Source organism: Enterocloster clostridioformis (assembly GCF_020297485.1).
In the GTDB taxonomy this organism is placed as follows: domain Bacteria; phylum Bacillota; class Clostridia; order Lachnospirales; family Lachnospiraceae; genus Enterocloster; species Enterocloster clostridioformis.
In genome coordinates, this window is record NZ_JAIWZC010000001.1 from 3,615,240 (window position 1) to 3,638,274 (window position 23,035).

Sequence of the window (23,035 nt, forward strand, 5' to 3'; positions counted from 1 at the left end):
CAAGGGCCGCTCTCGCTACCTATTAAAGTCAATCAGTAGCGAGAGCGGCCGCACATTTTGTGGTGTATGTCAACTGTTTTTATGAAAAAAGGGAAAAATATGGTTAGACACCCTTCATTAAGAATCTAACCATAATATTGCAAAGCGTTAACTAAATGACATTGGATCCTGATGTGTCCCTTCTCCTGGTTTTCCAGGGCCTTCCCATAACCGGCTTCGGTCAGGAACAGGCGCATTTTCTCCCCCTTCCAGCCCATAGGCGAATCATGGGAGAGGACATCAAAGACGATCATGTGGCGGGTCTCCGGGTCGAACCGCTCCAGGGCCATGATGTCATGTCCGGACAACTTCTGCGCCCCGGACTGCTGCCTGGCCTCCGCCAGCATTTCCCCGACGGTCCGGGCCTTTCCCGGCAGACGGTAATTTCTCTGTACCTCCCGGATCACGTCCATGCACTCCTGGTCGGACAGGGGGCGCAGCTTCCGCAGGAGGCTTTCCGCCGTGTCCTTCGTCTCCTGGTTCCGCGCATAGCGCGCCATTAGGTAAATCTCATTCAGGGCGGCGTTCTGGCTGGTGCTTTCAACCTGGAAGGCCATCCTCATTTCTGCTTCATTCAGTTTCATTTTTCGCTCCTTTCTTCCTATCTGTCTGATTGTGTCGAAAAAGCAATTTTATCAAGTATATATGATAAAAACAGAAAATTCAGCTTGAAAATCAGATATATCCGTGTTACCATATAGGCAGTCTCAGAAAGGAGGCTGGTCTATATGATTAAACGAGAAACTTATATGAACCGCATCCGTCCTTTCATCGGAAACGAGCTGATTAAGGTGTTGACCGGCATCCGACGCAGTGGCAAGTCGGTTATGCTGGACTTGATCCAGGATGAGCTTGCCGAAAGCGGCGTGGATCGCGGGCAGTTTATTTCCCTCAACTTTGAAAACATGAGCAACGCCCATCTTTGTACTGCGGCAGCCCTGCATGGTGAAATCCTTCGCAGGGCAAACAAGATCGGTGGGAAGGTGTATCTGTTTTTCGACGAGATACAGGAGGTTACATCGTGGGAAAAATGTATCAACTCCTTCCGAGTGGAACTGGACTGCGATATTTATATCACCGGCTCTAACGCCAGACTGCTTTCCGGCGAGCTTGCCACATACCTGGCCGGCCGGTATGTGGAATTTGTGATCTATCCCTTTTCCTTCGGTGAGTTTATTGAGCTGTACCGGACCGTTTACCCGGATACGGACATTCGGCAGTGCTTTACAAAATACCTGACGCTGGGCGGTATGCCGTATTTGAGCAATCTCCGTTACGATGAAGCCGCAAGCCGTCAGTATTTGCGTGATCTGTTCAACTCCGTGGAGCTGAAAGATATCGTCAAGCGGAATAATATCCGGGACGTGGATATGCTGGAGAGGATTATTTCCTACGTCACCGCCAATATAGGAACGACCTTCTCCTCCACAGCGATCTCCAAGTATCTGAAAAGTGAAGGACGCTCCGTGTCAGCGGAAACGGTGCTGAACTATATCAAGGCCTGCACCGATGCGTTCCTGTTCTATCAGGTAAAGCGCCAGGACCTTCAAGGAAAGAAAATCCTGACTGTCAACGAAAAATACTATGTGGCCGATCATGGCGTCCGTGAGGCGGTGTTCGGCGGAAACATGAAAGATATCAACCTTGTCCTGGAAAATATCGTTTACATGGAGCTGCTGCGCCGTGGCTATACGGTCACAGTCGGGAAAGTCACAGACAAAGAGATTGACTTTGCATGCGAGGATCAGGGAAACAAGCTGTATGTTCAGGTTGCCTATCTGCTGGCTTCGGAGGATACTGTCAAGCGGGAGTTTGGCGCTTTTTCCGGTGTCCGTGATAACTTCCCCAAGTACGTTGTCACGCTGGATGAATTTGATATGAGCCGTGACGGAATCAAGCACCGTAACATCCGCGATTTCCTGCTGGCGGAGGAATGGAACTGAATCAGGGCATAATCATGACCACCCGTCAAACGGGTGGTTTGCTCGCCCCTATAAGGGGCAGTTACCGGCCAGCGCCTAAAGACGCTGGCTTTCACTTCGTTCAAGCCACTATGCCCTTGACTCGTCGCCGCCCTTTAAAGGGCGTTTGTATTACCGGCTACCCCTTAAAGGGGTCCTCATGTTCCTTTACACTCAATTTATCCATTGCTATATCATATTTCTCCTGCTCCTGAATGTATTTTCTTATTGTTGCCTCATTTAGGCCTACTGTACTTACATAATAACCTTCTGCCCAAAAGTGACGGTTACCGTATTTATACTTTAGATTTGCGTGCTGATCGAATATCATCAGCGCACTCTTTCCCTTTAAGTACCCCATGAAGCTGGTTATACTATATTTCGGCGGTATACTTACCAGCATATGGATATGATCTGGCATTAAGTGACCCTCTATGATTTCCACTCCCTTGTATCCGCATAACGTCTTTAAAATATCTCGGATACTTTCTCTGTATTGATTATAAATCGCTTTTCGTCTATACTTAGGAGTGAACACAATGTGGTATTTGCACATCCACTTTGTATGTGCCATATCATGATTCTTGTGTGCCATTAAAATCACCTTTCCTTTCTTAGATAGTAGCTTGAACAACTCTATTCTAACGGAAAGGTGATTTTTGTGCTATAAGCACTTGTTACACCACCCGCGAAGCAGGTGGTTTTCTGTTTCAGGCATTTCCATTTTTCGGAACACGAAAAACTCCAATGCCTTCAACTGGCTAAAGCCACAATCGGATAGGGGAGATTTTAACCTCCCCTTCCACACCACGTAGCGTACCGTTCGGTACTACGCGGTTCAATAGTTTACTCGGACTTTCAGATAGTGGGCAGTCATATCGGGATAACCAAGTCTGTCCACTATGATTCTTTTGGTGAGTGCCGAGTTGAGCATTCCCGCCGCTCTCCACACTCCCTTTCGGCAGTTCGCCATCTCATGCACCTTCCACTCTGGTAAATGTAACGCCCGCAACATTTTATATCTTGTGCGTACCTTCTTCCATTGTTTCCAGTACACCGCTCGGATTCTGTGGCGCAGCCACTCATCCGTCTGTTCCATCAGGCTTTTCATGTCTGCATATCGATAATAGTTAATCCATCCCCTTGCATAGCTTCGGCGTTTTTCTTCCCTCTCCTGATTGCTCCATTTGTTCCCTCTGGTTGTCAGCTCCCGTATCCGGTTCTTCATTTTTGCCACCGACTTCGGGTGTATCCTCATGCGGCATTTCCCTTTATGCCGGTAAAAGCCGTAGCCCAGGTATTTTATCTTGCTGACGTGGCTCACTGTCGTTTTCTGAAGATTGACTTTCAGAAACACTTTTCCTGTGATGAATGGCACAATGTTTTCCATCGTCCTCTCTGCGCTTTTCCTGCTTTTGCACAGAATCAGGCAGTCATCCGCATACCTCACATACTTGTGTCCCCTGCGCTCCAGTTCCTTGTCCAACTCATTCAGCATGACATTTCCACATAAGGGACTTAGCGGGCCTCCCTGCGGCACGCCCTCGGTCGTTGCGTGAAATCCTCCGTCCTCCATTACTCCGGCTTTCAGGTACTTGTGTATCAGCGAGATTACCCTCCCGTCCTTCACCGTCCTCGACAGCACCTCTATCAGCTTGCTGTGGTTCACCGTGTCAAAGTAGGATTGTAAATCCATGCTGACCACGTAGACATATCCTTCGTTGATATATTTCCTACATCTTTCCAGTGCGTCATGCGCCCCTCTGCCGGGACGGAATCCGATGCTGTTGTCAGAGAACTGTTCTTCATATAAGGGCGTCAGTTCCTGTGCGATTGCCTGTTGGATTACCCTGTCTACCACTGTGGGTATCCCCAGTTTCCTTGTTTTTCCTTTCTCCTCTTTGGGTATTTCTACCCTTCGGACTGGGTTTGGCTTGTATTTGCCTTCCCTCACCTGCTCGACCAATTCGGACTGGTGTTCTCTCAGGTAGGGTAGAAGTTCATCCACCTGCATTCCGTCAATCCCACCAACGCCTTTGTTCGTTTTGACCTTCTTATAGGCGGCATTTAGATTGTCGCTTCTAAGAATCGTATCTAGCAGGTTGTCCGTCCGAAAGTCCGTGTTGGTGTCGGGGTTCCCGGTAATCCTTTCATGGGCGTACTCTCCTGTTTCCCTTCCCTGTTCCGCAGGTATCTCTCGCAGGTAGTCCTCAATATGAAGTTGTCTGTACTTAATTCCATGTCCGGTTTCCATTTGGTAACGACACCTCCTACTGTTCAGTCCTTCCCGGTGCGTTTGCGACCGCCCGGTACTATGACCTCTGCTGACTTCTCACGGCAGGCTTTACTCCGTGACAGCGAATGTTTTATCGCCACTTTCACGTCCGTGAGACCTCCCCGGGTACTCACACGTTCTTTCCCACTTATACCTGCCCCGTTTACTGCTGGCGTTCCGTGCAGTTATTGGACTTTAGTTTGTTAGGCAACCTCATCCACGCTTCACAGCCTATCCGGACAACTTTTACAGGCCAGTGGTTTGCCTCCGGCTTCCTTCAGACCCCACCTCACGATGACGCCCTTGCCATTGGCTGCACCCTTCCTACTGCCGGGCGGGTCAGGGACTTTCACCCGTTAGAACGTGCGCCCGCCGGGCGCACATAAAACGCCATAGGTTTTTGAGCCTATGGCGTTCTGGTCGATATTTATAATTCCAAACTTTCCAGCCATTCATCAAAGGATTTCTTTGAAACCCGAATAGCGTTGCCTATGCGGACGGTCTTAAATTGTTCCTTCTTGACGAGCTGGTATGCGGTCGTGCGTCCGATGTTGAGCATGGCTGCAATCTGTTCCACGGTATAGGCGCGTGGTTCCGGCAACGGCTTTTTTTCTTTGCTGTCCATAGTAACCTCCATGTTCTATGCCTTGTTAAATTGAACAAAAGGGCGTAGAATGACAGTAATAATCGGCCTTCAACGGAGGGCTTCCTGCTAAGAATTTGCTAATAGGACCATCCGACGGAGCCATAAAAGCGCGTCAGGATGAGCATTTTGCACCATAATGTTCGTTTACTACAAGTCATTCTACGTAAGGTAAGGTATTGGAAGTTACACCCGAACCGTGTATCATGTGATACGCCATACTCCTAAGCGGAAGGCCAGCGGTTCGAATCCGCTCAGGAACACTGGATACAGCCGGAAACCTTTAGGGGGATCCGGCTTTTTATTTGCTAAATTCCAGGTGAAATACAGGAAGTCCTCTGTAGTTTCTACTTATCTCATAATTGCATCTACAATATATTGTGTCTCGCAATGCTATTCACATATTAGCAGGCTGATCTGTTCCACCGTGGATAACACTTCGGAGAAAGAAAAGTCGGAAGCGTATGTATTTTCCCTGATATAGTTATCCCACAGGGAGACCAGAGCTGGTTCTTCCTTCATATCCGATAAAATGTCCACCCATTCTTTAAGTTCGACAGTAGAGCCACGTTTTTCAGCAGTATGCTGGATGGCTTGGCGTAAGATCTCCGGGCGTACTTCGTCACGGCGCAGACAGAACAGGGTATGTAAATCGTAAAAATCCCTTGCCCGCGTTGTGCCAATATTGCGGCGCAGGATGGTTTCATACTTCTCAGCAAGAATTGTCTCCAGCGTATAGGCCATAATGGGAACACTCTTTCGTTCAAACAGAAACGGGTAATCATAGCAGATAGCAGCAGGAGTGATTTCATCTCCGGTAGTAATGTCAATTTTCATGGGACTATTTATTTTACCGTACAGGGCTCCCAAATGAATGCGAAAATTATTGTAGGCGTCATCTCCCCGTATGGGCTCGATACGCTGAAAACGGAACTGGATACCATCATTTACATCGAGCGACAGGATATTCTGAACTATGCTGGTAATCTGTTCTTTCTCCATTGGCAGTCCACTGACGGTCGTATCCATATCCGTCGTGGTGCGCTCACTGATGCCAAGCATGGACGAGATCAACAGACCGCCCTTGAGAATAAAGTTGCTGCGGTAACGGGAGACAGGCAACCGTTCCAAAATGCGTTCAAACAGGAACATCTGTAAGACCTCCTGAGAGCGCAGATTTTTGGAGGAGGCAATGTTGCGGATAGCACCTTTTAGCTGTTCCGGTATTCTCATGTTAGTACCTCCATGTATGTTCTTATTTGTTCTTCGATTCCAAACTGCTTTCCGTATTTGAGTAATTTCCGGCTATTAGCGCCGCTACGAAAATAATCTTTGATTGCCTGGGTATAAAGCTGCATATCAATTTCCTTTTTATCACGAATTAAATCACAGATACAGCGTTCCTTGTCATAAAGCCGCACTGTGCCGCCCTGTGGCGATTTAGTTTCCGTCCAGCCGATTTCAAACAGCGGTGGCTGTGCATAGTGAAAGCGAATTTGTGGATTATCCCGTTTGATTTTGCTTACATTTGTACCGTGCGGCACGGTTAAATCAATCGTGTGCGGCACCCTGTCAGACAGGCCCCACAGAAAAAGCGCTGTTCCATAAGAATACAGGACTTTTCCGCTCCGGGCCTGCAGCAGCGCATATTCATCCACCATCCCTTTTTCCAATACATACAGTCCTTTACAGACCCGTATAAGCTGCTTTTCATCAACATAGCGCTTCAGGGCAGTACGGCTGATCCCGGCAGCTTCAACCTGAGCAGTTGTTATGATACCGCTGTTTTCATCTGCAATAGCTCCAATCTGTTTCCAAACACCATCCATATACATCACCTCCAACTCGATTTACAATCGCACTTCGATTATATCATTATTGAAGTACGATTGTAAAAAAGATACTAAGATTTAGTTTATGCAGATTGACAGGATTTATACATGAAGCTGTGATATTTATTCCGGCAGGTGGTTCATACGGCGGTAATAGTCATCCATAACATAAAAGTGCATTTCATAAGTATTTGGCTTTCTGTAAAGTCGCGTTAACCCATATAGGTAGCCTGTGCCATCCACTCCAAGCGGTCCCAGCCAGTGATCCCGGAAAGGTCCGTTGTGATACCATAGCCGGATATCCAGATATTCGTTTTCTGTTACCAGCCCTTTTTCCACAAGACGGTAAACTTCTTCATCTTCCAGAATCATATGAGCCAGAAAATGGCGGTATAAATCATCCGGTAGGTTTAAGGCCATCTGATATGTCAGTGGATTGGGGTGGCGGGTCGAGTGCCTTAAACTGTTTCCAGAAGGCCCGCACCTCCTCCAAATCCGGTGGAGCAGGTATCTCGATTTGTCTGACGCCGTTTTCCACATCTTTATAGGCCGATGCGTCTGCAACTCCAGTCTGGCCGAGGTAGGAAGTCAGGGCCTGCGCTGCCTGTGGACCGGACATGGTGCCGGTATAGTTGATATTACCTTTGGCAACCGCCCCGGTGACGTCATTGGCAAATGAACCTCCTTTTTGTACTGAGGATTCAAACATCTTTCGGCTGATGGGATTTCCTCCTTGTCCGGTTGCGCTTTGAACAGCTCCGTTCGTGAACTATCGGCTTACTGCGCCAACCAGCCCCCCAGACATACCAGACATAAAGGAAGCGCTGCTCATATGCTTGGAACTGGAACCGCCTCGAAAGGAACCGCCACGGAACATGCCGCCACCGGCTACATTCTTCGCGGTTGTCACTCCCTTTGCTGCAATCATAAGTTCAGCCATCATACTGCCACCGGTATGGCCAACATTGATTCCTAAGCTGCTCATGAAGCTGTCAATCTTCTGGCTGATTTTCAAAAAGGCTACTGCACACAGAAACCAGATCAGGACATTTCCGGCTGCGGTTTCTTTCCCGACAGCCTGGACGTCGGCTTCTGTAACGGCGGCCATAGAGGGTACCGCCTGTAATAAGAGTAAAGTGGCTGCCAGAAATGGGACAGTCAGTGTATTTTTCCATAATTTCATTGTGACCTCCTATAATGACAGTGGATTGGCGATAAAATTGCCAACCATGCTGGTGAAAAGACGAAGGCACCAGGCATTCAACACCAGCAGGAATACCTGGCCTCCGAACATACGGCACCAGGATTTGAAAATGTTAGCGGTACTTTGAGAGGCGCCGGTAGCAAATGCCATCGGCGCGGTATAGACCAGCACACCAAGAAGCACGTACCGTTCGGCAGCCTCAAAAAACAGTTTAATGTAGTTCCAGACCAAAATCAGGACGAGTAAGGCCACGGAGCCGCTGGCACAGACTCCGATTATTGTCAGCAGCACAGAAAAAATCACAATAATTAGGAGGTACAAAGTTGAACAGGATTAAAAAACAGGGGAGCTTGCCCGGAGAGCGCTGCGGCGTATCCCTTTCCGTAAGATTCTTTGCACGATCAGTTTCAGCACTTATCTTTCCGGAGAAGCCATCCCTGGAAGCGGGCCTGGATGAGGAAATTGCCTATACGAAGGAATTGCTTTCCGTCCTGGAGGAAGGGATTGCCGCCTGCGGGGACAAAAAAATACAGGACCTGGCGGAAAGGATACGGGGATTATTAGATACGGATAAGATCCGGGAAATCAGGTCAAAAGATGACGAAGATGCCCGGTTTGGGCACAAGACACCCTCGAGTACATTTTATGGGTACAAGAACCATCTGGCAATGATTGAAGAAAAGAATGGGGAATTAAAGGAAGCCCACGGATTAGGCAGAGCAGATTCAGTGGGATTGTTTGCTATGGAATTGCAAATGAATTTTACGGCATTCGTAGCAAATATTAAGAGAATAACGAAGTTGATTGCACTGGCCGGATGATAAAACAGCCCATATTTTTTAGTGAATCATAATCTCTGACACTATATTATAGATGAAAGAAAAACTCCCACAAAAAAACGGGAGTTTTTCAGTGCCCTCGATTTCACCTGGTTTTCGGCTTTTTTTGTTTTTCACCGTACACCTTCGGCATACCAGACATATATTATCATAAAAGCACAAACCGAGGACCATTGTATATGAATAACAATAAGCCCTACTCTGTACCATCACTCAGGATGACCCAGGTAGAAGACCCGGTTGATCCAGGTTTCACATATCCTGATACTGACGTCGTAATACCATCTCCCGACGAGGAAATCGACCCTGATTTTTCTGTCATGCCCCCTTACTACCCAGACTACCCTGTACGTCCGGACTACCCTGTGCGTCCGGATTATCCTGTACGCCCCAATTACCCGTCATATTATCCCATCCCCTGCGTGTTCTGCAACAATAACCAGTGGATTCGCGGCGGAATTCGTCTGTTAAATGCAGCTACCGGATATAACCCATTTACCGTGTATATAGATAACAGGGCTGTGTTTTCCGGACTGGATTTCTCTGAAGTGACCCAGTACCGCCAGCTATCCCAGGGCTATCATACATTCTCCATCATGGGCTCAAATGGTTACGTATATCTCCGCAAATCCATGTATGTAGGTGACGGAATGGCCACCATCGCCATTGTCAACTCTTCCACGGGCCTGGACCTGGTTTCTATCCATGATACGGCATGCCCCACGGACTGGACCTCATCCTGCTTCCGAGTCTGCAATTTAGCCTATTACAGCGGACCTGTCAATGCCTCCCTTGGCAATATCTATTTTAACTCTGTAAACTTTGCCGATGCAGCCAGCTTCAGCCGGCTCAGCTCCGGTAACTATACCCTGCGTGTCGCCCGTTCCGCCCGACCGGATAACACCCTTGTTACCACGCCAATAACCTTGAATCCATCCCGGATTTATACCCTGTATGTATTAAACTGGAACCCTTCCGCGGATACCATACAGACACTTTTGGTAGAAGACCGGAGAGGTTAATCAGCAATCATGAGGGAGCCGCATAAATGAATGCGGCTCCCTCCTTATTTTCCGCTTATTTTCCCCTTATTGGCTGCTTATTTGTGCAGCTTATTTGCCTCCTTAATTTCGTATGAAAACCTGTGTTTATGGCTCTGTTTGTGATAAAATAGTACAGAACACTGAGCCATACAGAAAGGAAAATCTGCCAATGATACGCTATGGAACCATAGGAACTAACTTTATCGTGGACCATTTCCAGGAAGCCGCAATGGAAAATCCCAGCCTTTACTATGCAGCCGTCTATTCCAGAAATCAGGAGACAGCCAGCAGCTTCGCGGCAAAATATGGAGTTAAAACAACCTACACAGACCTGAAAGCCTTTGCCTGTGCTGATGACCTGGACGCTGTCTATATTGCCAGCCCAAACAGACTCCACTATGGACAGGCCGCACTTCTCTTATCCCATGGAAAACATGTACTGCAGTACCACGCCTGCTGCGCAGGCCATTCCCGGTTTTCCATATCGGAAGGCAAAGGAATAGATATAGTAGACCAACGTATTTGTGGAATCCACCGGACCGCCCTGTGTCATGACATTGACAGAGTCAAATATCTTAAAGGAGGCAATGGACGCCACCACAGATGTGAACAGGATGGTAGGTGAAATCATAGGCAGAGTAATTTTGAAAAAGGTACGGATTTTAGGCGTGTCATCCAGCTCTGCCGCTTCATAGATACTGGACGGTACTGTCTGCAGGGCAGCCATGATTAACAGTACATAATATCCCACACTTTTCCACACCATGACCAGTACCAGCGAGAACATGGATGTGGACGGACTGGACAGAAATGGGAACTTTGGAAATTCCAGCTTCGTGATAATCATGTTCAGAAATCCGGTATCCGGGTCCATAAGCCATAAAAATACAATGGATACAGACACCATGGATATGACGTTCCGGCTGACCCAGGTCTGCTCTTTTTCCTTCCCTGTTAAAAAGATACATGGCTGAAAAGGGAATGGACAGGTCCAGGAGACAGTCATTCTCTACCTCATGCTCGGATTTTACCATCAGCGTACCATATACACTGCTAAGGGAGTATATAGTCTCGGAACCCAGCATTTCCTTTGTCACGACCTCTGCCTGTATGGAAACATAGTCTTCCTCCACCCTCTGCAAATAAACTTTTTCAGGCCGGAATCCAAGCTGCATGCCATTGGGAAGCACATTATTTATAATATTCATTTGGGGGGTGCCGATAAACTGGGCAGCATAGATGCAGTTAGGGTTCTGATACAGTTGGCGTGGATTGGACTGCTGGACAATGTACCCATCCTTCATCAATACAATATCGTCCGCCATTGACATGGCTTCCACCTGATCGTGTGTTACATAGACAAAGGTGGTCCCCAGCTTTTTATGAAGGCTGATTAATTCCACTCTCATCTGTCCCCTGAGCTTTGCATCCAGATTTGACAGCGGCTCATCCATGAGAAATACTTTGGGCTGTTTAACCATGGCCCTGGCAAGAGCCACCCTCTGTCTCTGACCACCGGATAAGGTGGACGGCTTTCTGTCCAGATATTCGGTCAGTCCTACAATTTCACATATATCTTTTATACGGCGCTGCCGTTCTTCCTTTGGAACCTTTTTATTTTCCAGACCAAATTCAATATTTTCCCTGACTGTCATAGTGGGATACAATGCATAGTTCTGGAATACCATAGCTATGTCCCTCTTTCCCGGAGTAAGGTCATTGATTTTATGTCCGTCAATCAGTATATCCCCTGAGGTCGGTTCATCCAGGCCGGTAATCATGCGGAGGGTTGTGGATTTACCGCATCCTGACGGCCCTACCAGAACAGTGAACGAACCATCCTCGATTTCCAGGTTAAGATTATCAATCACAATATCATTCCCAAACTTCTTCCTAACATTTTTTAATTGGATTGCCCCCATATGTATCTCTCCCTTTCGTATTGTTTCATACAGTTCTGCCTGTCTCTGACATAACTATAGCATTGATGTCCGAATCCGCTTTTGCTCTTTTTTATGCTTGTTTTGCTCTTTTTCATACTGACAGCGTATTTTTTGGCAGAAACAGCCCTGTTAAACTCTTGTGTGAAACTCCAATTCGTCGTATACTATAAAATAATGCGAAAATTCAGGAGGATACAGTATGGACAAGATTAAGATGACCACCCCGATTGTTGAGATGGACGGCGATGAGATGACTAGAATTCTCTGGCAGATGATCAAAGACGACCTGCTGCTGCCATACATAGATTTAAAGACAGAGTACTATGACCTTGGACTGGAATACAGGGACGAGACTAACGACCAGGTAACCATTGATTCCGCCAATGCCACCAAAAAGTACGGCGTGGCTGTTAAATGTGCCACCATCACCCCCAACGCTGCCCGCGTGGAGGAATACCACCTGAAGGAAATGTGGAAGAGTCCCAACGGAACCATACGTGCCATCCTGGACGGAACCGTGTTCCGTGCACCTATTGTGGTAAAGGGAATCGATCCATGTGTTAAGAACTGGAAAAAGCCCATCACCATTGCCAGACATGCTTACGGCGATGTTTACAAGGGTTCTGAGATGAAGATACCTGGTCCGGGAAAGGTGGAACTGGTTTACACTGCCGGGGATGGTTCCGAGAGCCGGGAGCTGGTTCACGACTTCACCTGCCCGGGCATCGTACAGGGCATGCACAATATCAATAAATCCATTGAAAGCTTTGCCAGAAGCTGCTTCAACTATGCCCTGGATACAAAGCAGGAACTCTGGTTTGCCACCAAGGATACCATCTCCAAGAAGTATGACCATACCTTCAAGGATATCTTCCAGGAGATTTTCGACAGTGAGTATGCAGAAAAATTTGAAGCTGCCGGCATCACCTATTTCTACACCCTGATTGACGACGCCGTGGCCCGCGTCATGAAATCCGAGGGCGGCTATATCTGGGCCTGCAAGAACTACGACGGCGATGTCATGAGCGACATGATATCCTCTGCCTTCGGCTCCCTGGCCATGATGACTTCTGTCCTGGTATCCCCGGACGGCAACTATGAATACGAGGCTGCCCACGGAACCGTACAGCGCCATTACTACAAGCACTTAAAGGGAGAGGAGACCTCTACCAACTCCGTGGCAACCATCTTTGCCTGGACCGGAGCACTGCGCAAACGCGGCGAGCTGGATGGCAACAAAGAGCTGATGGAATTTGCGGATAAGCTGGAAAAGGCCACCATCGACACCATTGAGGGCGGTGAGATGACAAAAGATCTGGCTCTGATTACCACCATTCCAAACCCAGTGGTACTTAACAGCGGAGACTTTATTAAGGCTATTGCGAAGAGGCTGTAAAAAATAGCTGCCTAAAGCTGTTTCCGGCCATAAAAAGGGAGGCCCCTGGGGCCTCCCCGTCATATTAATCCATAAACTGATCTCCATAACCATAGTGCTCCACCCCTGTGATGTCCACCGGATCATCCAGAAAGGGTATAAACATACCGATGGAGTTACTGCCTCCGCCCACGCAGGCGCAGACCTCGTCCGGCATCATGCCTGTCATCTCAAGAAACTGCTTCCTTGCCTCATATCCCACAACAGACTGGAAATCCCTGACCATAAGCGGGAAGGGATGAGGGGCCAGGGCAGAGCCGATACAGTAAATAGAATCCTTATATTTTCATCCCGGTAACATTGGATGCCTGAATTCTTCTGTATCAGAATTCAAAACATGCCTCCGGCTCCAGTTCCTCCTTAAGGCCCAAAAGCCAGGCCATGGCTGTTTGCAGTCACGGATTGGCTTTTCAGGCTGTATAGACTATAAAAATTATATATCCCTGAGACCTCTCATATCTATAAAACAGACCGGAAAGCTTCCTCCAGATCCTCCAATATGTCGTCGATATGCTCGGTTCCGATGGACAGGCGGATGGTTCCGGGACGGATTCCCTGCTCCAGAAGCTCCTTCTCATTCATCTGGGAATGGGTGGTGGAGGCCGGATGGATCACCAGTGACTTTACATCCGCCACATTGGCAAGAAGGGAGAACAGTTCCAGATTGTCGATGAACTCCCTGGCCTTCTCAGCCCCGCCTCTTATTTCAAATGTAAAGATAGATCCGCCTCCCCTGGGGAAATACTTTTTGTAAAGCTGCTGCTGGATCGGATCCTGGCTCACACTGGGATGATGAACCTCTTCCACCTGGGGATGGGCCTTCAGGTATTCCACCACCTTAAGCGCATTTTCCACATGGCGTTCCACCCTCAGAGACAGTGTCTCCAGCCCCTGCAGAAACAGAAATCCGTGGAAGGGTGACAGAGTAGCCCCTGTATCCCTTAGGAGAATGGCCCTTATCCGGGTGACAAAGGCAGCCGCTCCCACGTCCTGGGCAAAACGGATGCCGTGATAGCTGGCGTTTGGCTCTGTAAGTCCGGGAAACTTGCCGGAGGCAGCCCAGTCAAATCTTCCGCCGTCCACAATCACCCCGCCCACCGTGGTTCCATGACCGCCGATGAACTTTGTGGCTGAGTGTACCACGATATCGGCGCCGTACTCAATTGGACGGACAAGGTATGGCGTGGCAAAGGTATTATCTATGATCAGGGGAATCTGATGCCGGTGCGCAATGGATGCGATTTTTTCTATATCAGCGATATCGGAATTTGGATTTCCCAGAGTCTCTATAAAGACAGCCTTTGTATTATCCCGGATCGCCGCCTCTACCGCCTCTAAATCGGACGGGTCCACAAAGGTAGTCTCCACCCCATATTCAGGAAAGGTGTGGGCCAGGTAATTATAGGTGCCTCCGTAAATATGACCGGAGGACACAATATGATCCCCTGCCCGTGTCAGGTTCTGGAATGTATAGGACAGGGCCGCTGCCCCGGAAGCCGTGGCCAGTGCCGCCACGCCGCCTTCCAGCCGAGCCATTCTCTGCTCAAATACATCCAAAGTAGGATTTGTAAGACGGCTGTATATATTCCCCGGATCACTGAGATTGAACCGCGCCGCCGCATGGTTACAGTTGTCAAATACATACGATGATGTCTGGTAAATCGGTACCGCCCTTGCCCCAGTCGTAGAATCCGGATGCTCCTGACCTCCGTGAAGCTGGGTTGTCTCAAATTTAAAATGTCTGTCTGCTCTCTTACGCTTCTCTCCCATGATATTGTCCTCCGTCTTTTTATTCCTACTATTTCTATAGGTTTAATTGATAATATCATGGTACTTTTTTCCTGTCAAGAATTTATTTTAGTAAATTCTTTAACCTCACATTTGGGGCCCCGCGCATTTTTAAACCGTACTTCCCTTATCCATTTCAGGCATTCCCGGCGCGTTCTTATCAGAAGGCGCGCATCCAAACATTTTTTTGTAAGCCCTGAAAAAACTGGAATAGTCTCCAAATCCCGCTCTGGACGCCGCCTCTGCCGCCGGCACCCCCATTGCCAGCTCCTTTCTCACGATTGCCATGCGCTTATAGAGGATGTAGCGGGCCACTGTGGTTCCCGTGGCCCTCTTAAATACAGCTGTCAGATGATTCTTACTCATATAGAAGGTCTGGGCCAGCCCTTCCAGTGTCAGAGGGGCAGACAGGTTCTGGTTGATGTAACGGATGATTTCCTGTACCTGTCCTTCCTTTCCGCGGGAAGTCCCTGATGCCTCCCTGAATATTGCAAAAATCTTAGTCAAAAGAGACAGGACCCGTGCGCGGATTGCAATATACTGTAAACCCTTTCCATAATTCCCGCACTCCTCCAGGGAATGAAAATACCACTCCAGCTGGAACTGTTCCTCATAACAGCACCATGCGGCCCCAAAGGGCTCCAGCAACAGCGCCCGTTCATCTTCCTCCAGAAGTTCGGGGGCGAAGTGCAGGCGTATCCGGTTATATTCATCCGAATCCAGTACCCTTAACCCGTGAAAACAGCCCGGCGGTATGATAATCAGGCTTCCCGGCCTGGGTGTGTAGGTCCTGCCCTCCAGCAGATACTCTACATTGCCTGAAATCATGTAATAAAACTCGTATACATCATGGCAGTGCATCTTATACTCCATCTCCGCTTCATCGCTGCGCGTATGGGCATATACCACCTTCTGGGTCTTAAAGCTTTCTTCCTGGTACATGGGCCTCCTCCTTTCAAAAACCGGCTGTCCGCAGCCGTCCCTGTCCTCTGCGGACACATGCCGGGGATACATTTAATCCTATTCTATCACAGCTTGTGCTAATTGCAATATTTCTTTGTCTTATGACAATGGTTTTTGCAATATACCTGTATTATAATATGTCCTGTAAGCAAGAGAAACACAGCAAATAAATTGTTGCAAAAACCGAAAGGGCCCTCCCCCTTTCACACATTTTATCCCCCTTTATACACAGTAAAAGACCAGGCATCCCCAGTGCCTGGTCTTTCTGTAACTGTTGCTTTCTGATATTTTCTATGCTGCTTTTTCTATGATTCTTTTTATGGCCAGATTGCCCTTGCCGCCTTGGCCTCCACTACCCGCCTCACGGCAATCAGGTAAGCGCCGGTGCGCAATGTGGCGTTCTGTTTCATGGCAATATCCCATACCGCCTCAAAGGCCGGATCCATTATATTCTTCAGCTTCTCATTGACTTCTTCCTCGGTCCAGCTCACGGACTGGATATTCTGAACCCATTCAAAATAAGAAACCACCACGCCGCCTGCATTGGCCAGAATATCGGGAACAACGGTAATGCCTCTGTCCTGGAGTATGCCGTCCGCGTCTGCGGCAACCGGGCCGTTTGCTGCCTCCACAATGACTTCCGCACGGATTTTATGTGCATTGGAAGCGTTAATCTGATTTTCAAGGGCTGCCGGCACCAGTACCCTGGCATCCATCTCCAGCAGTTCCTCATTGGTAATGCGGCTCATTCCCTCTTCATTATAATCCTTTAACAGATTCTTCCTGTTAAGAGAGAGATAATCCAGGATAGCCGGTACATTAAGTCCATCCGGATTATAGATTCCGCCGGATACATCGCTGACAGCTATGATTTTCATTCCTTCCCTGTAAAGCAGCTTTGCCGTGATGCTGCCCACATTTCCCATTCCCTGAATGGCTACCGTGGTTCCCTCCGCCGGGATTCCCATTTTATTCAGTATATTTTTCGTGGTATACATGACGCCCCGTCCGGTGGCCTCATTTCTCCCGAGTGCGCCGCCCAGGCAGATGGGCTTGCCTGTAACCACACCGTGGATACAGTGGCCCTTCAGCATGCTGTAGGTGTCCATCATCCAGCCCATAACAGCCGCGTTAGTGCCTACATCAGGAGCCGGGATATCCTGTTCCGGCCCTATAAGGGGAGCAATGGCTGCCGTGTATCTTCTGGTGATTGCCCGGATTTCATTTTCAGACAGCTCATTGGGGTCGCAGACAACGCCGCCCTTGCCGCCGCCGTAAGGAATGTTCACCACTGCGCACTTGAATGTCATCCAGGCTGCCAGGGCCCTGACCTCGTCAGGATTGACTGCCGGATGGAAACGGACTCCGCCCTTGGCCGGTCCGCGGGATGTGGAGTGCTGTACCCTGTATCCCTCAAATACCTTGGTTGTTCCATCGTCCATCCGTACCGGGATCGCAACCTTAAGTTCCCTCTCCGGGTATTTGATGGCCTCTATGTCACTGTCCGTATAGCCCAGTATATCGGCTGCTTCCTTTACTATCTTTAACACATTGTCATAAGGATTATATACTTTTTCCATACCTGTTCTCCTTTTTCTTCCATACTGCTGCCTGTTCATTACTTCCCAATACTTAGTTCCCCTGATTCACCACTGACTCGATTCCCGCAATCTTCACACACAGAATGAATATGTCCATGGCAGCCTTTAACTCCTCCGGCGTGGGATAGGTGGGAGCAATGCGTATATTCCTGTCCTTCGGATCCTTCTTGTAGGGATAGGTTGCCCCTGCGCCTGTGAGCGTGACACCCGCCTCCTTAGCCAGCTCTACGGTGCGCTTTGCACATCCCTCAAGGGTATCCAGAGAAATGAAATAGCCTCCCTTTGGATGACTCCACACCGCCAGTCCGCTCCCTTCCAGTTCTTCCTCCAGACGTTTAAGCACCATGTCGAATTTTGGCCTCAGCACCTTTGCCAGAGCCTTCATATGGGCGCGGATATTCTCCGGCGTTTTAAAATACTGCACATGCCTTAACTGGTTCAGCTTATCGTGTCCGATGGTCTGTGAGGACAGATGTCCCTTCAGCTCCTTCATGTTGTCCGGGCCTGATGCAATAAGCGAAACGCCTGCTCCCGGAAAAGTTATCTTGGAGGTTGAGAAGAAATAGTAAGTCCTGTTGGGATGGCCGCCAGCCTCACATGCCTCCAGAATATTCTTAAGAGGCACTTCCTCGTAGATATGGTGCACGCCGTAGGCATTGTCCCAGAATATTCTGAAATCCGGGGCTGCCGTCTCCATGGACGCCAGGCGGTCCACCACCCGGTCGCTGTAGCACACGCCCTGAGGATTGGAGTGAAGGGGAACACACCAGATTCCTTTGATGGACGCATCCTCCCTTACCATGGTTTCCACCATCTCCATATCCGGTCCGTCCTCCAGAAGGGGTACGGGAATCATCTGGATTCCCAGCTCCCCGCAAATCTGGAAATGCCTGTCGTATCCCGGAACCGGACAGAGAAATTTTACCGGGCTGCCCTCATATCCATAGAAGCTCCATGGCTTTTCTCCCTCTGTTCCGAAAAGACAGTGGAATGAAATCGTATCAAACATCAGGTTCAGGCTGGAATTACCGCCTATTATAATCAGGTCCGGATCCAGACCCAAAAGCTGGCCAAACAAACGCCTGCATTCAGGAATCCCTTCCAGTACGCCGTAGTTCCTCGCATCCGTGCCGTCCTCCAGCATAAAGCCCTTTGGAAACTCCAACAGGCCCATGTTCATATCCAACTGGTCTGCTGAGGGCTTTCCCCTGGCCATATTCAGTTTCAAATTCAATTTCTTGGCTTCCTGGAACTGTATGGTAAGCTCTTTTAACATATCATTCAGTTCCTGTTTGGAATATTCCGTTACATGTTTCATTCCCGGTCTCCGCATCAGACATTAGTCAGATATATTTGTTCTTGCCTTTATTATAAAAATATCCTAGAATAAAAACAAATATTTATATTTGAATAAAACTTATAATCAAAAACTTATAGGAGGTGCAGCTATGTTCAGCGGGATGAATTACGTATATGAAGTCTATAAGGAACAGAGCTTTTCCAAGGCTGCTGAGAACCTTTACATATCCCAGCCGGCCCTCAGTTCCATGATCAAGAAGATTGAGACAAAGATAGGCATGCCCCTCTTTGACCGGAGCACCAGCCCCATCCAGCTGACGGAATGCGGCAAAAAGTACATAAAGACCGCCGAGAAAATCATGGACCTGGAAAATGAATTCGCCTACTATGTGGGCAATCTCCAGGAGCTGAAAACCGGCCGCCTGTCCGTGGGCGGCACCTATCTCTTCTCCTCCTTCATATTCCCGCCCATCATAGATAAATTCCGCAGGGCCTACCCGCACGTAAAGCTGAACCTGTTTGAGGGCCACACACCCCTACTGGAACAGAAGCTCTTTGCCGGGGAATTGGACATTATCATTGACAACTATCTGCTGGACGCGGGTATCTATGAAAAGGAACGCTTCATGGAGGAACGTCTGCTGCTGGCTGTCCCCTCCTCCTTTGACAGCAACCGGCGGGCGGTGAAATACCAGCTTAAGGCTTCCGACATAAAGCGCTGTCTTCACCAGAACGACACCTTTCCGGCCGTATCCTTAAAGAAATTCAAGGACGAGCCCTTTGTAATGCTGCGGTCCCACAATGATACCAGGGAACGCGTGGAGGCCATACTGGGCCGGGCGGGAATCCAGCTAAACTATACCTTAAAGCTGAACCAGCTCTTAACCACCTATCACCTGACAGAGTATGGCATGGGCGCTTCATTTGTCAGCGACACCGTGGTCAAGTGCCTTCCGGAAAACCCGGATATCATTTATTATAAAATTGACGACCCTGAGGCGGTAAGAGATGTTTATCTTTATTATAAGAAAAATAAATACCTGACCCGGAGCATGATTGAATTCATCAAAATGGCCATTCCTGGCATTGAGAAAAACTCAGAAAAATATGTATAAGCATATGCTTATAAGTGTTATAAGTGCTATTTTTGCTTAAATAACAAACACATAAGGGGGTAGGAAAAATGGTTGGATGGCCAGAAATCCTTAAAAAGGAAAACCTGACAAGAGAAGAAAAAAAATGTATCTGCAACCGGCTCATGACCACGGAGAGCCACATGGAGCAGCTCATACTGAAGCATTTCACGGAGGAGGATTTCCGCAGTGTCTGGATGCGCAAGATTGGCGGAGGCGTGATTGGCGGCAAGGCCTGCGGCCTGTTGGTCGCCAGGAAGCTGATTGAGCTCAACATGCCTGAGTACGCAGGACATGTTGAGCCCCATAACTCCTTTTTCATCGGCACGGATGTTTTCTACCGTTATCTGGTGTATAACCGCTGTGCGGAGTTAAGGGCCAGGCACCGTCTGGAAAAGGAACATTTTAAGGAGACCGAGGAGCTGACCAAACGGCTGCGTGGCGGTTCCCTTCCCGAAGATATCCGTGAAGAGCTGAGCGATATGCTGGACCACTACGGGACCACCCCCATCATTGTCCGCTCCAGCAGCATCATGGAGGACGGATACGGCAATGCGTTCTCCGGCAAATACGAATCCATTTTCTGCATGAACCAGGGCACCAAAGAAGAACGGATGGAGGAACTGGAGGAGGCTATCCGCCGCGTATACGCCAGCACCATGAACGAACAGGCCATTGAATACCGAAGGAAACGCCATCTGTTAGATGTGGATGAGCAGATGGCCCTGCTGATTCAGCAGGTGGCCGGACAGCAGTACGGCGGCCTCTATATGCCGGTGGCCGCTGGTATGGGCTGTTCCTATAACCCTTATAAATGGATGGAACACTTAAACCCGGAAGCGGGAATGCTGCGCATGGTCATGGGGTTGGGGACCAGGGCTGTAGAGAGAACGCCCGGCGATTATCCCCGCCTCATCGGTCTCGACAGGGCTCAGGCCAATTTAAGAACCACCCTGGCTGAACGCCATAAGTTCTCCCAGCGCAAGGTGGATGTCCTGGACTTTTGCACCAAGTCGCTCTGCACCAAATCCCTGGAAAAAATACTGGACCTCTTACCCAAATGGCAGAAAAAAATGGTCCTCAGCAGGGATACGGATGCCGAGGACATGCTGGCCGAACGCCATATATACAGAACCATCTATTTTGCGGACTGCCAGGGACTGGTGGACAATCTGGAGTTCATACGAATGATGCGCTCCCTTATGAAGATGCTGGAGAAAGAATATGAACGCCCGGTGGATGTGGAGTTTGCCGTCACAAATCCTGAGGAAGGCGTGTGGAGGCTGAACCTGCTGCAATGCCGTCCCCTTCAGACTGCCAAATCCGAGCAGGTACATATACCGGACGGCGTGGACCACCAATTTCTCTTTGACGTGCGCAGGACATCCATGCGCCGGTCCAAGGAGGAACCAATCGACTATATTGTGTGGGTGGATCCTCAGAAATACTATGAATACGAATATGCCAAAAAACCGGATGTGGCCCGTTTAATCAGCCGCATCAACCAGCATTTCGAGGACACGGATAAGAAGCTGATGCTGCTGGTGCCGGGCCGCATCGGAACCTCATCCCCCGAATTAGGCGTACCTGTGGTCTACGCGGAAATCAGCCAGTTCAGCGCCATCTGTGAGGTGGCCTACGGAAAGGCAGGCTACCATCCGGATCTATCTTACGGCAGCCACATGTTCCAGGACATGGTGGAGGCGGATGTGTATTACGGCGCAATCAACGACAACAGCAAAACCAGGCTGTACCGGCCAGAACTCCTCACCCGGTATCCTGAGGTGTTAAAGGATATTCTGCCCGGTGAATCCCAGGAGCTTGCTGACATCGTAAAGGTCCATGACGTAAGCCGGTCCGGAGCCACCCTGACCCTGGATGCCCAGGAGGGCCGCGCCGTGTGCCGGATACGGGGCACGGCGCAGACTGCCGAGCGGTAACGGGCTGACCGCGCGCCTGACAAAAGGCGGGAAACCACTGAGCCATGATACTCTGTATCATGCCAGACTGTAAATAAATCAGTGCTCAGGACGCAAGTCCGGGCACTGATTTTCCTTTTATCCAAGATTAAGAGCAGCAGCAAGCTGCTGCGTTGTCTCCAACACATCTGAAAATGTCAGTTTATCTGCGTAGCTATTTTCCACAGCGTAGCTATTCCAGAGCAAATACTCCATACAGGTTCTTATTTTATCTTCAACACCAAAGGCTTTTCCATATTTCAAAAGTTTTCGGCTTTTGGGTTGCTCTTTGAGATACGCTTTGATAGCTTGGGTATAGAGGCCCTTTCGCACACGCTCCAGTTTGCCAACCTCTAAGTATTTTCTAGCATTGGCCTGCTAATACCCGCACTTTCAACTTGTGAAGCTAAAATGTAAATAGACTTTCTTAACAATAATACCATAATAAACACTCCGACTATTTCTGGATATACTGACAGTTTTTAAATAACCTAAAAAAACGCATCAAGCTCATACTAATCATGAAGCCTTCAAAAGGCCAATCAACAGAAAGGAGTGAATCATATGAATTTATGCAATTGTGACGCCAAAGTTCCTGTATCACAATGCGGGTGCGGCAAGGAGCTTCCCGCCCCCGGACCAGGAGTACAGCTGGCCATTGCCACTGTTCCCATGCAGCCCTGGGAAACACCCTATGAGCCATCCAAAGCCCTGAAACAGGGGACTATTTTCCCCTGCCTGGATCTGCCGTTTTTTATAGTAGGAGGTGAAAAAAATGCCTGACCGCTGCCAGCTGCTTCAGCAGATTAATGAGATAAGTTTTGTTGTCAATGACCTGAACCTGTATCTGGATACCCACCCCACAGACGACAAGGCATTGGACGCGTTCAGCCAGGCCATGGCACAGAGAAAACAGCTTCTGGATTCCTTTGCCAAGGAATATGAGCCCCTTACCCTGAACTGTGTCTGCCCTGAAACCAATAACAAGTCCGAATCCCATACCAAGTACCCCGGCCAGAAGCATTTTACCTGGTCAGACGGACCTCTTCCATGGGACTGCCCGGAACATTAAAATAAGG

The 23,035-nt window shown here is 48.8% G+C and carries 24 protein-coding genes and 4 pseudogenes; 10 read left to right on the forward strand and 18 right to left on the reverse strand.

The features are described from left to right. Window positions 1-125: 125 nt before the first annotated feature. On the reverse strand, window positions 126-623 hold the full coding sequence (locus LA360_RS18200) for a DUF5720 family protein (RefSeq protein ID WP_057573246.1): 498 nt from the start codon (window positions 621-623) through the stop codon (window positions 126-128). A gap of 144 nt (window positions 624-767) precedes the next feature. Between LA360_RS18200 and LA360_RS18205 the strand changes: the two genes are divergently transcribed. Then, complete coding sequence (locus LA360_RS18205) at window positions 768-1,982, forward strand: ATP-binding protein (RefSeq protein ID WP_057573247.1); 1,215 nt, start codon at window positions 768-770, stop codon at window positions 1,980-1,982. A 157-nt stretch (window positions 1,983-2,139) separates the two neighbouring features. Here the strand turns inward: LA360_RS18205 and tnpA are convergent, their stop codons facing one another. Together tnpA and ltrA are read right to left on the reverse strand one after the other, a co-directional pair. Beyond that, a complete protein-coding gene (gene tnpA, locus LA360_RS18210; protein ID WP_057572902.1) occupies window positions 2,140-2,595 on the reverse strand; it encodes an IS200/IS605 family transposase in 456 nt (151 codons plus the stop codon). Window positions 2,596-2,838: 243 nt separating this feature from the next. Next, entirely contained in the window at window positions 2,839-4,254 is a 1,416-nt protein-coding gene (ltrA, locus tag LA360_RS18215; RefSeq protein WP_166433694.1) for a group II intron reverse transcriptase/maturase, read from the reverse strand. Between the two features lie 221 nt (window positions 4,255-4,475). Between ltrA and LA360_RS18220 the strand changes: the two genes are divergently transcribed. Continuing rightward, window positions 4,476-4,661 (forward strand): hypothetical protein, encoded by a 186-nt coding sequence (locus LA360_RS18220; protein ID WP_146774919.1) that lies wholly within the window; start codon window positions 4,476-4,478, stop codon window positions 4,659-4,661. A 41-nt stretch (window positions 4,662-4,702) separates the two neighbouring features. On the opposite strand, the gene LA360_RS18225 is transcribed toward LA360_RS18220, so the two are convergent. The 7 genes and pseudogenes from LA360_RS18225 to LA360_RS18255 form a co-directional block, all read right to left on the reverse strand. Then, window positions 4,703-4,900, reverse strand: a complete 198-nt coding sequence (locus LA360_RS18225) for a helix-turn-helix domain-containing protein (protein WP_166433542.1) — start codon at window positions 4,898-4,900, stop codon at window positions 4,703-4,705. 411 nt (window positions 4,901-5,311) lie between these two features. Further along, a complete protein-coding gene (locus LA360_RS18230; protein ID WP_057573102.1) occupies window positions 5,312-6,151 on the reverse strand; it encodes a nucleotidyl transferase AbiEii/AbiGii toxin family protein in 840 nt (279 codons plus the stop codon). Next, the gene (locus LA360_RS18235; RefSeq protein ID WP_057573101.1) at window positions 6,148-6,747 is read right to left on the reverse strand and encodes a type IV toxin-antitoxin system AbiEi family antitoxin domain-containing protein; all 600 of its coding nucleotides are present in this window, start codon (window positions 6,745-6,747) and stop codon (window positions 6,148-6,150) included. The genes LA360_RS18230 and LA360_RS18235 overlap by 4 nt, the downstream gene beginning before the upstream one ends. 126 nt (window positions 6,748-6,873) lie before the next feature. Further along, complete coding sequence (locus tag LA360_RS18240) at window positions 6,874-7,122, reverse strand: hypothetical protein (protein ID WP_225537607.1); 249 nt, start codon at window positions 7,120-7,122, stop codon at window positions 6,874-6,876. A gap of 25 nt (window positions 7,123-7,147) precedes the next feature. Beyond that, on the reverse strand, window positions 7,148-7,459 hold the full coding sequence (locus LA360_RS18245; RefSeq protein WP_225537608.1) for a hypothetical protein: 312 nt from the start codon (window positions 7,457-7,459) through the stop codon (window positions 7,148-7,150). A gap of 60 nt (window positions 7,460-7,519) precedes the next feature. Then, window positions 7,520-7,933 carry a hypothetical protein gene (locus LA360_RS18250; RefSeq protein WP_057573100.1) on the reverse strand — a complete coding sequence of 138 codons (414 nt, stop codon included), beginning with the start codon at window positions 7,931-7,933 and terminating at the stop codon, window positions 7,520-7,522. 9 nt (window positions 7,934-7,942) lie between these two features. Further along, window positions 7,943-8,248 (reverse strand): annotated as a pseudogene (locus LA360_RS18255) (hypothetical protein); the annotation flags it as partial. A 29-nt stretch (window positions 8,249-8,277) separates the two neighbouring features. On the opposite strand from LA360_RS18255, the gene LA360_RS18260 reads away from it, so the two are divergent. From LA360_RS18260 to LA360_RS31480, 3 genes are all read left to right on the forward strand, one after another. After that, complete coding sequence (locus tag LA360_RS18260) at window positions 8,278-8,775, forward strand: hypothetical protein (RefSeq protein WP_057573099.1); 498 nt, start codon at window positions 8,278-8,280, stop codon at window positions 8,773-8,775. A gap of 197 nt (window positions 8,776-8,972) precedes the next feature. Next, on the forward strand, window positions 8,973-9,815 hold the full coding sequence (locus tag LA360_RS18265) for a DUF4397 domain-containing protein (protein ID WP_022202125.1): 843 nt from the start codon (window positions 8,973-8,975) through the stop codon (window positions 9,813-9,815). Window positions 9,816-10,065: 250 nt separating this feature from the next. Continuing rightward, a complete protein-coding gene (locus tag LA360_RS31480) occupies window positions 10,066-10,461 on the forward strand; it encodes a Gfo/Idh/MocA family oxidoreductase (RefSeq protein WP_242997624.1) in 396 nt (131 codons plus the stop codon). On the opposite strand, the pseudogene LA360_RS18275 reads toward LA360_RS31480, so the two are convergent. Together LA360_RS18275 and LA360_RS31950 are read right to left on the reverse strand one after the other, a co-directional pair. After that, window positions 10,345-10,842 (reverse strand): annotated as a pseudogene (locus tag LA360_RS18275) (carbohydrate ABC transporter permease); the annotation flags it as partial. The gene LA360_RS31480 and the pseudogene LA360_RS18275 overlap by 117 nt on opposite strands. Further along, window positions 10,745-11,758: pseudogene (locus LA360_RS31950) on the reverse strand (ABC transporter ATP-binding protein); the annotation flags it as partial. The pseudogenes LA360_RS31950 and LA360_RS18275, both read right to left, overlap by 98 nt. Window positions 11,759-11,978: 220 nt before the next feature. Between LA360_RS31950 and LA360_RS18285 the strand changes: the two are divergent. Continuing rightward, complete coding sequence (locus LA360_RS18285) at window positions 11,979-13,175, forward strand: NADP-dependent isocitrate dehydrogenase (protein ID WP_002585062.1); 1,197 nt, start codon at window positions 11,979-11,981, stop codon at window positions 13,173-13,175. Between the two features lie 67 nt (window positions 13,176-13,242). On the opposite strand, the pseudogene LA360_RS18290 reads toward LA360_RS18285, so the two are convergent. From LA360_RS18290 to LA360_RS18310, 5 genes and pseudogenes are all read right to left on the reverse strand, one after another. After that, window positions 13,243-13,497 (reverse strand): annotated as a pseudogene (locus tag LA360_RS18290) (tryptophan synthase subunit beta); the annotation flags it as partial. Window positions 13,498-13,673: 176 nt separating this feature from the next. Continuing rightward, complete coding sequence (locus tag LA360_RS18295; protein ID WP_022202129.1) at window positions 13,674-14,984, reverse strand: O-acetylhomoserine aminocarboxypropyltransferase/cysteine synthase family protein; 1,311 nt, start codon at window positions 14,982-14,984, stop codon at window positions 13,674-13,676. Window positions 14,985-15,113: 129 nt separating this feature from the next. Further along, entirely contained in the window at window positions 15,114-15,944 is an 831-nt protein-coding gene (locus tag LA360_RS18300) for a helix-turn-helix transcriptional regulator (RefSeq protein ID WP_022202130.1), read from the reverse strand. A 338-nt stretch (window positions 15,945-16,282) separates the two neighbouring features. Beyond that, window positions 16,283-17,545, reverse strand: a complete 1,263-nt coding sequence (locus LA360_RS18305) for a Glu/Leu/Phe/Val family dehydrogenase (RefSeq protein ID WP_022202131.1) — start codon at window positions 17,543-17,545, stop codon at window positions 16,283-16,285. Between the two features lie 52 nt (window positions 17,546-17,597). Then, a complete protein-coding gene (locus LA360_RS18310; RefSeq protein WP_022202132.1) occupies window positions 17,598-18,884 on the reverse strand; it encodes an aspartate aminotransferase type Ic in 1,287 nt (428 codons plus the stop codon). A 130-nt stretch (window positions 18,885-19,014) separates the two neighbouring features. Between LA360_RS18310 and LA360_RS18315 the strand changes: the two genes are divergently transcribed. Both LA360_RS18315 and LA360_RS18320 read left to right on the forward strand, forming a co-directional pair. Next, window positions 19,015-19,980 (forward strand): LysR family transcriptional regulator, encoded by a 966-nt coding sequence (locus LA360_RS18315; RefSeq protein ID WP_022202133.1) that lies wholly within the window; start codon window positions 19,015-19,017, stop codon window positions 19,978-19,980. A gap of 68 nt (window positions 19,981-20,048) precedes the next feature. After that, window positions 20,049-21,938 (forward strand): PEP/pyruvate-binding domain-containing protein, encoded by a 1,890-nt coding sequence (locus tag LA360_RS18320; protein ID WP_057573000.1) that lies wholly within the window; start codon window positions 20,049-20,051, stop codon window positions 21,936-21,938. Between the two features lie 117 nt (window positions 21,939-22,055). On the opposite strand, the gene LA360_RS18325 is transcribed toward LA360_RS18320, so the two are convergent. Next, complete coding sequence (locus LA360_RS18325; RefSeq protein ID WP_057572999.1) at window positions 22,056-22,289, reverse strand: hypothetical protein; 234 nt, start codon at window positions 22,287-22,289, stop codon at window positions 22,056-22,058. A gap of 231 nt (window positions 22,290-22,520) precedes the next feature. On the opposite strand from LA360_RS18325, the gene LA360_RS18330 reads away from it, so the two are divergent. Both LA360_RS18330 and LA360_RS18335 read left to right on the forward strand, forming a co-directional pair. After that, window positions 22,521-22,739: a spore coat associated protein CotJA gene (locus LA360_RS18330; RefSeq protein WP_002585055.1), complete on the forward strand. Its 219-nt coding sequence runs from the start codon at window positions 22,521-22,523 to the stop codon at window positions 22,737-22,739. After that, window positions 22,732-23,028: a spore coat protein CotJB gene (locus LA360_RS18335; RefSeq protein ID WP_002585054.1), complete on the forward strand. Its 297-nt coding sequence runs from the start codon at window positions 22,732-22,734 to the stop codon at window positions 23,026-23,028. Before LA360_RS18330 ends, LA360_RS18335 begins: the two co-directional genes overlap by 8 nt. Window positions 23,029-23,035 lie beyond the last annotated feature (7 nt).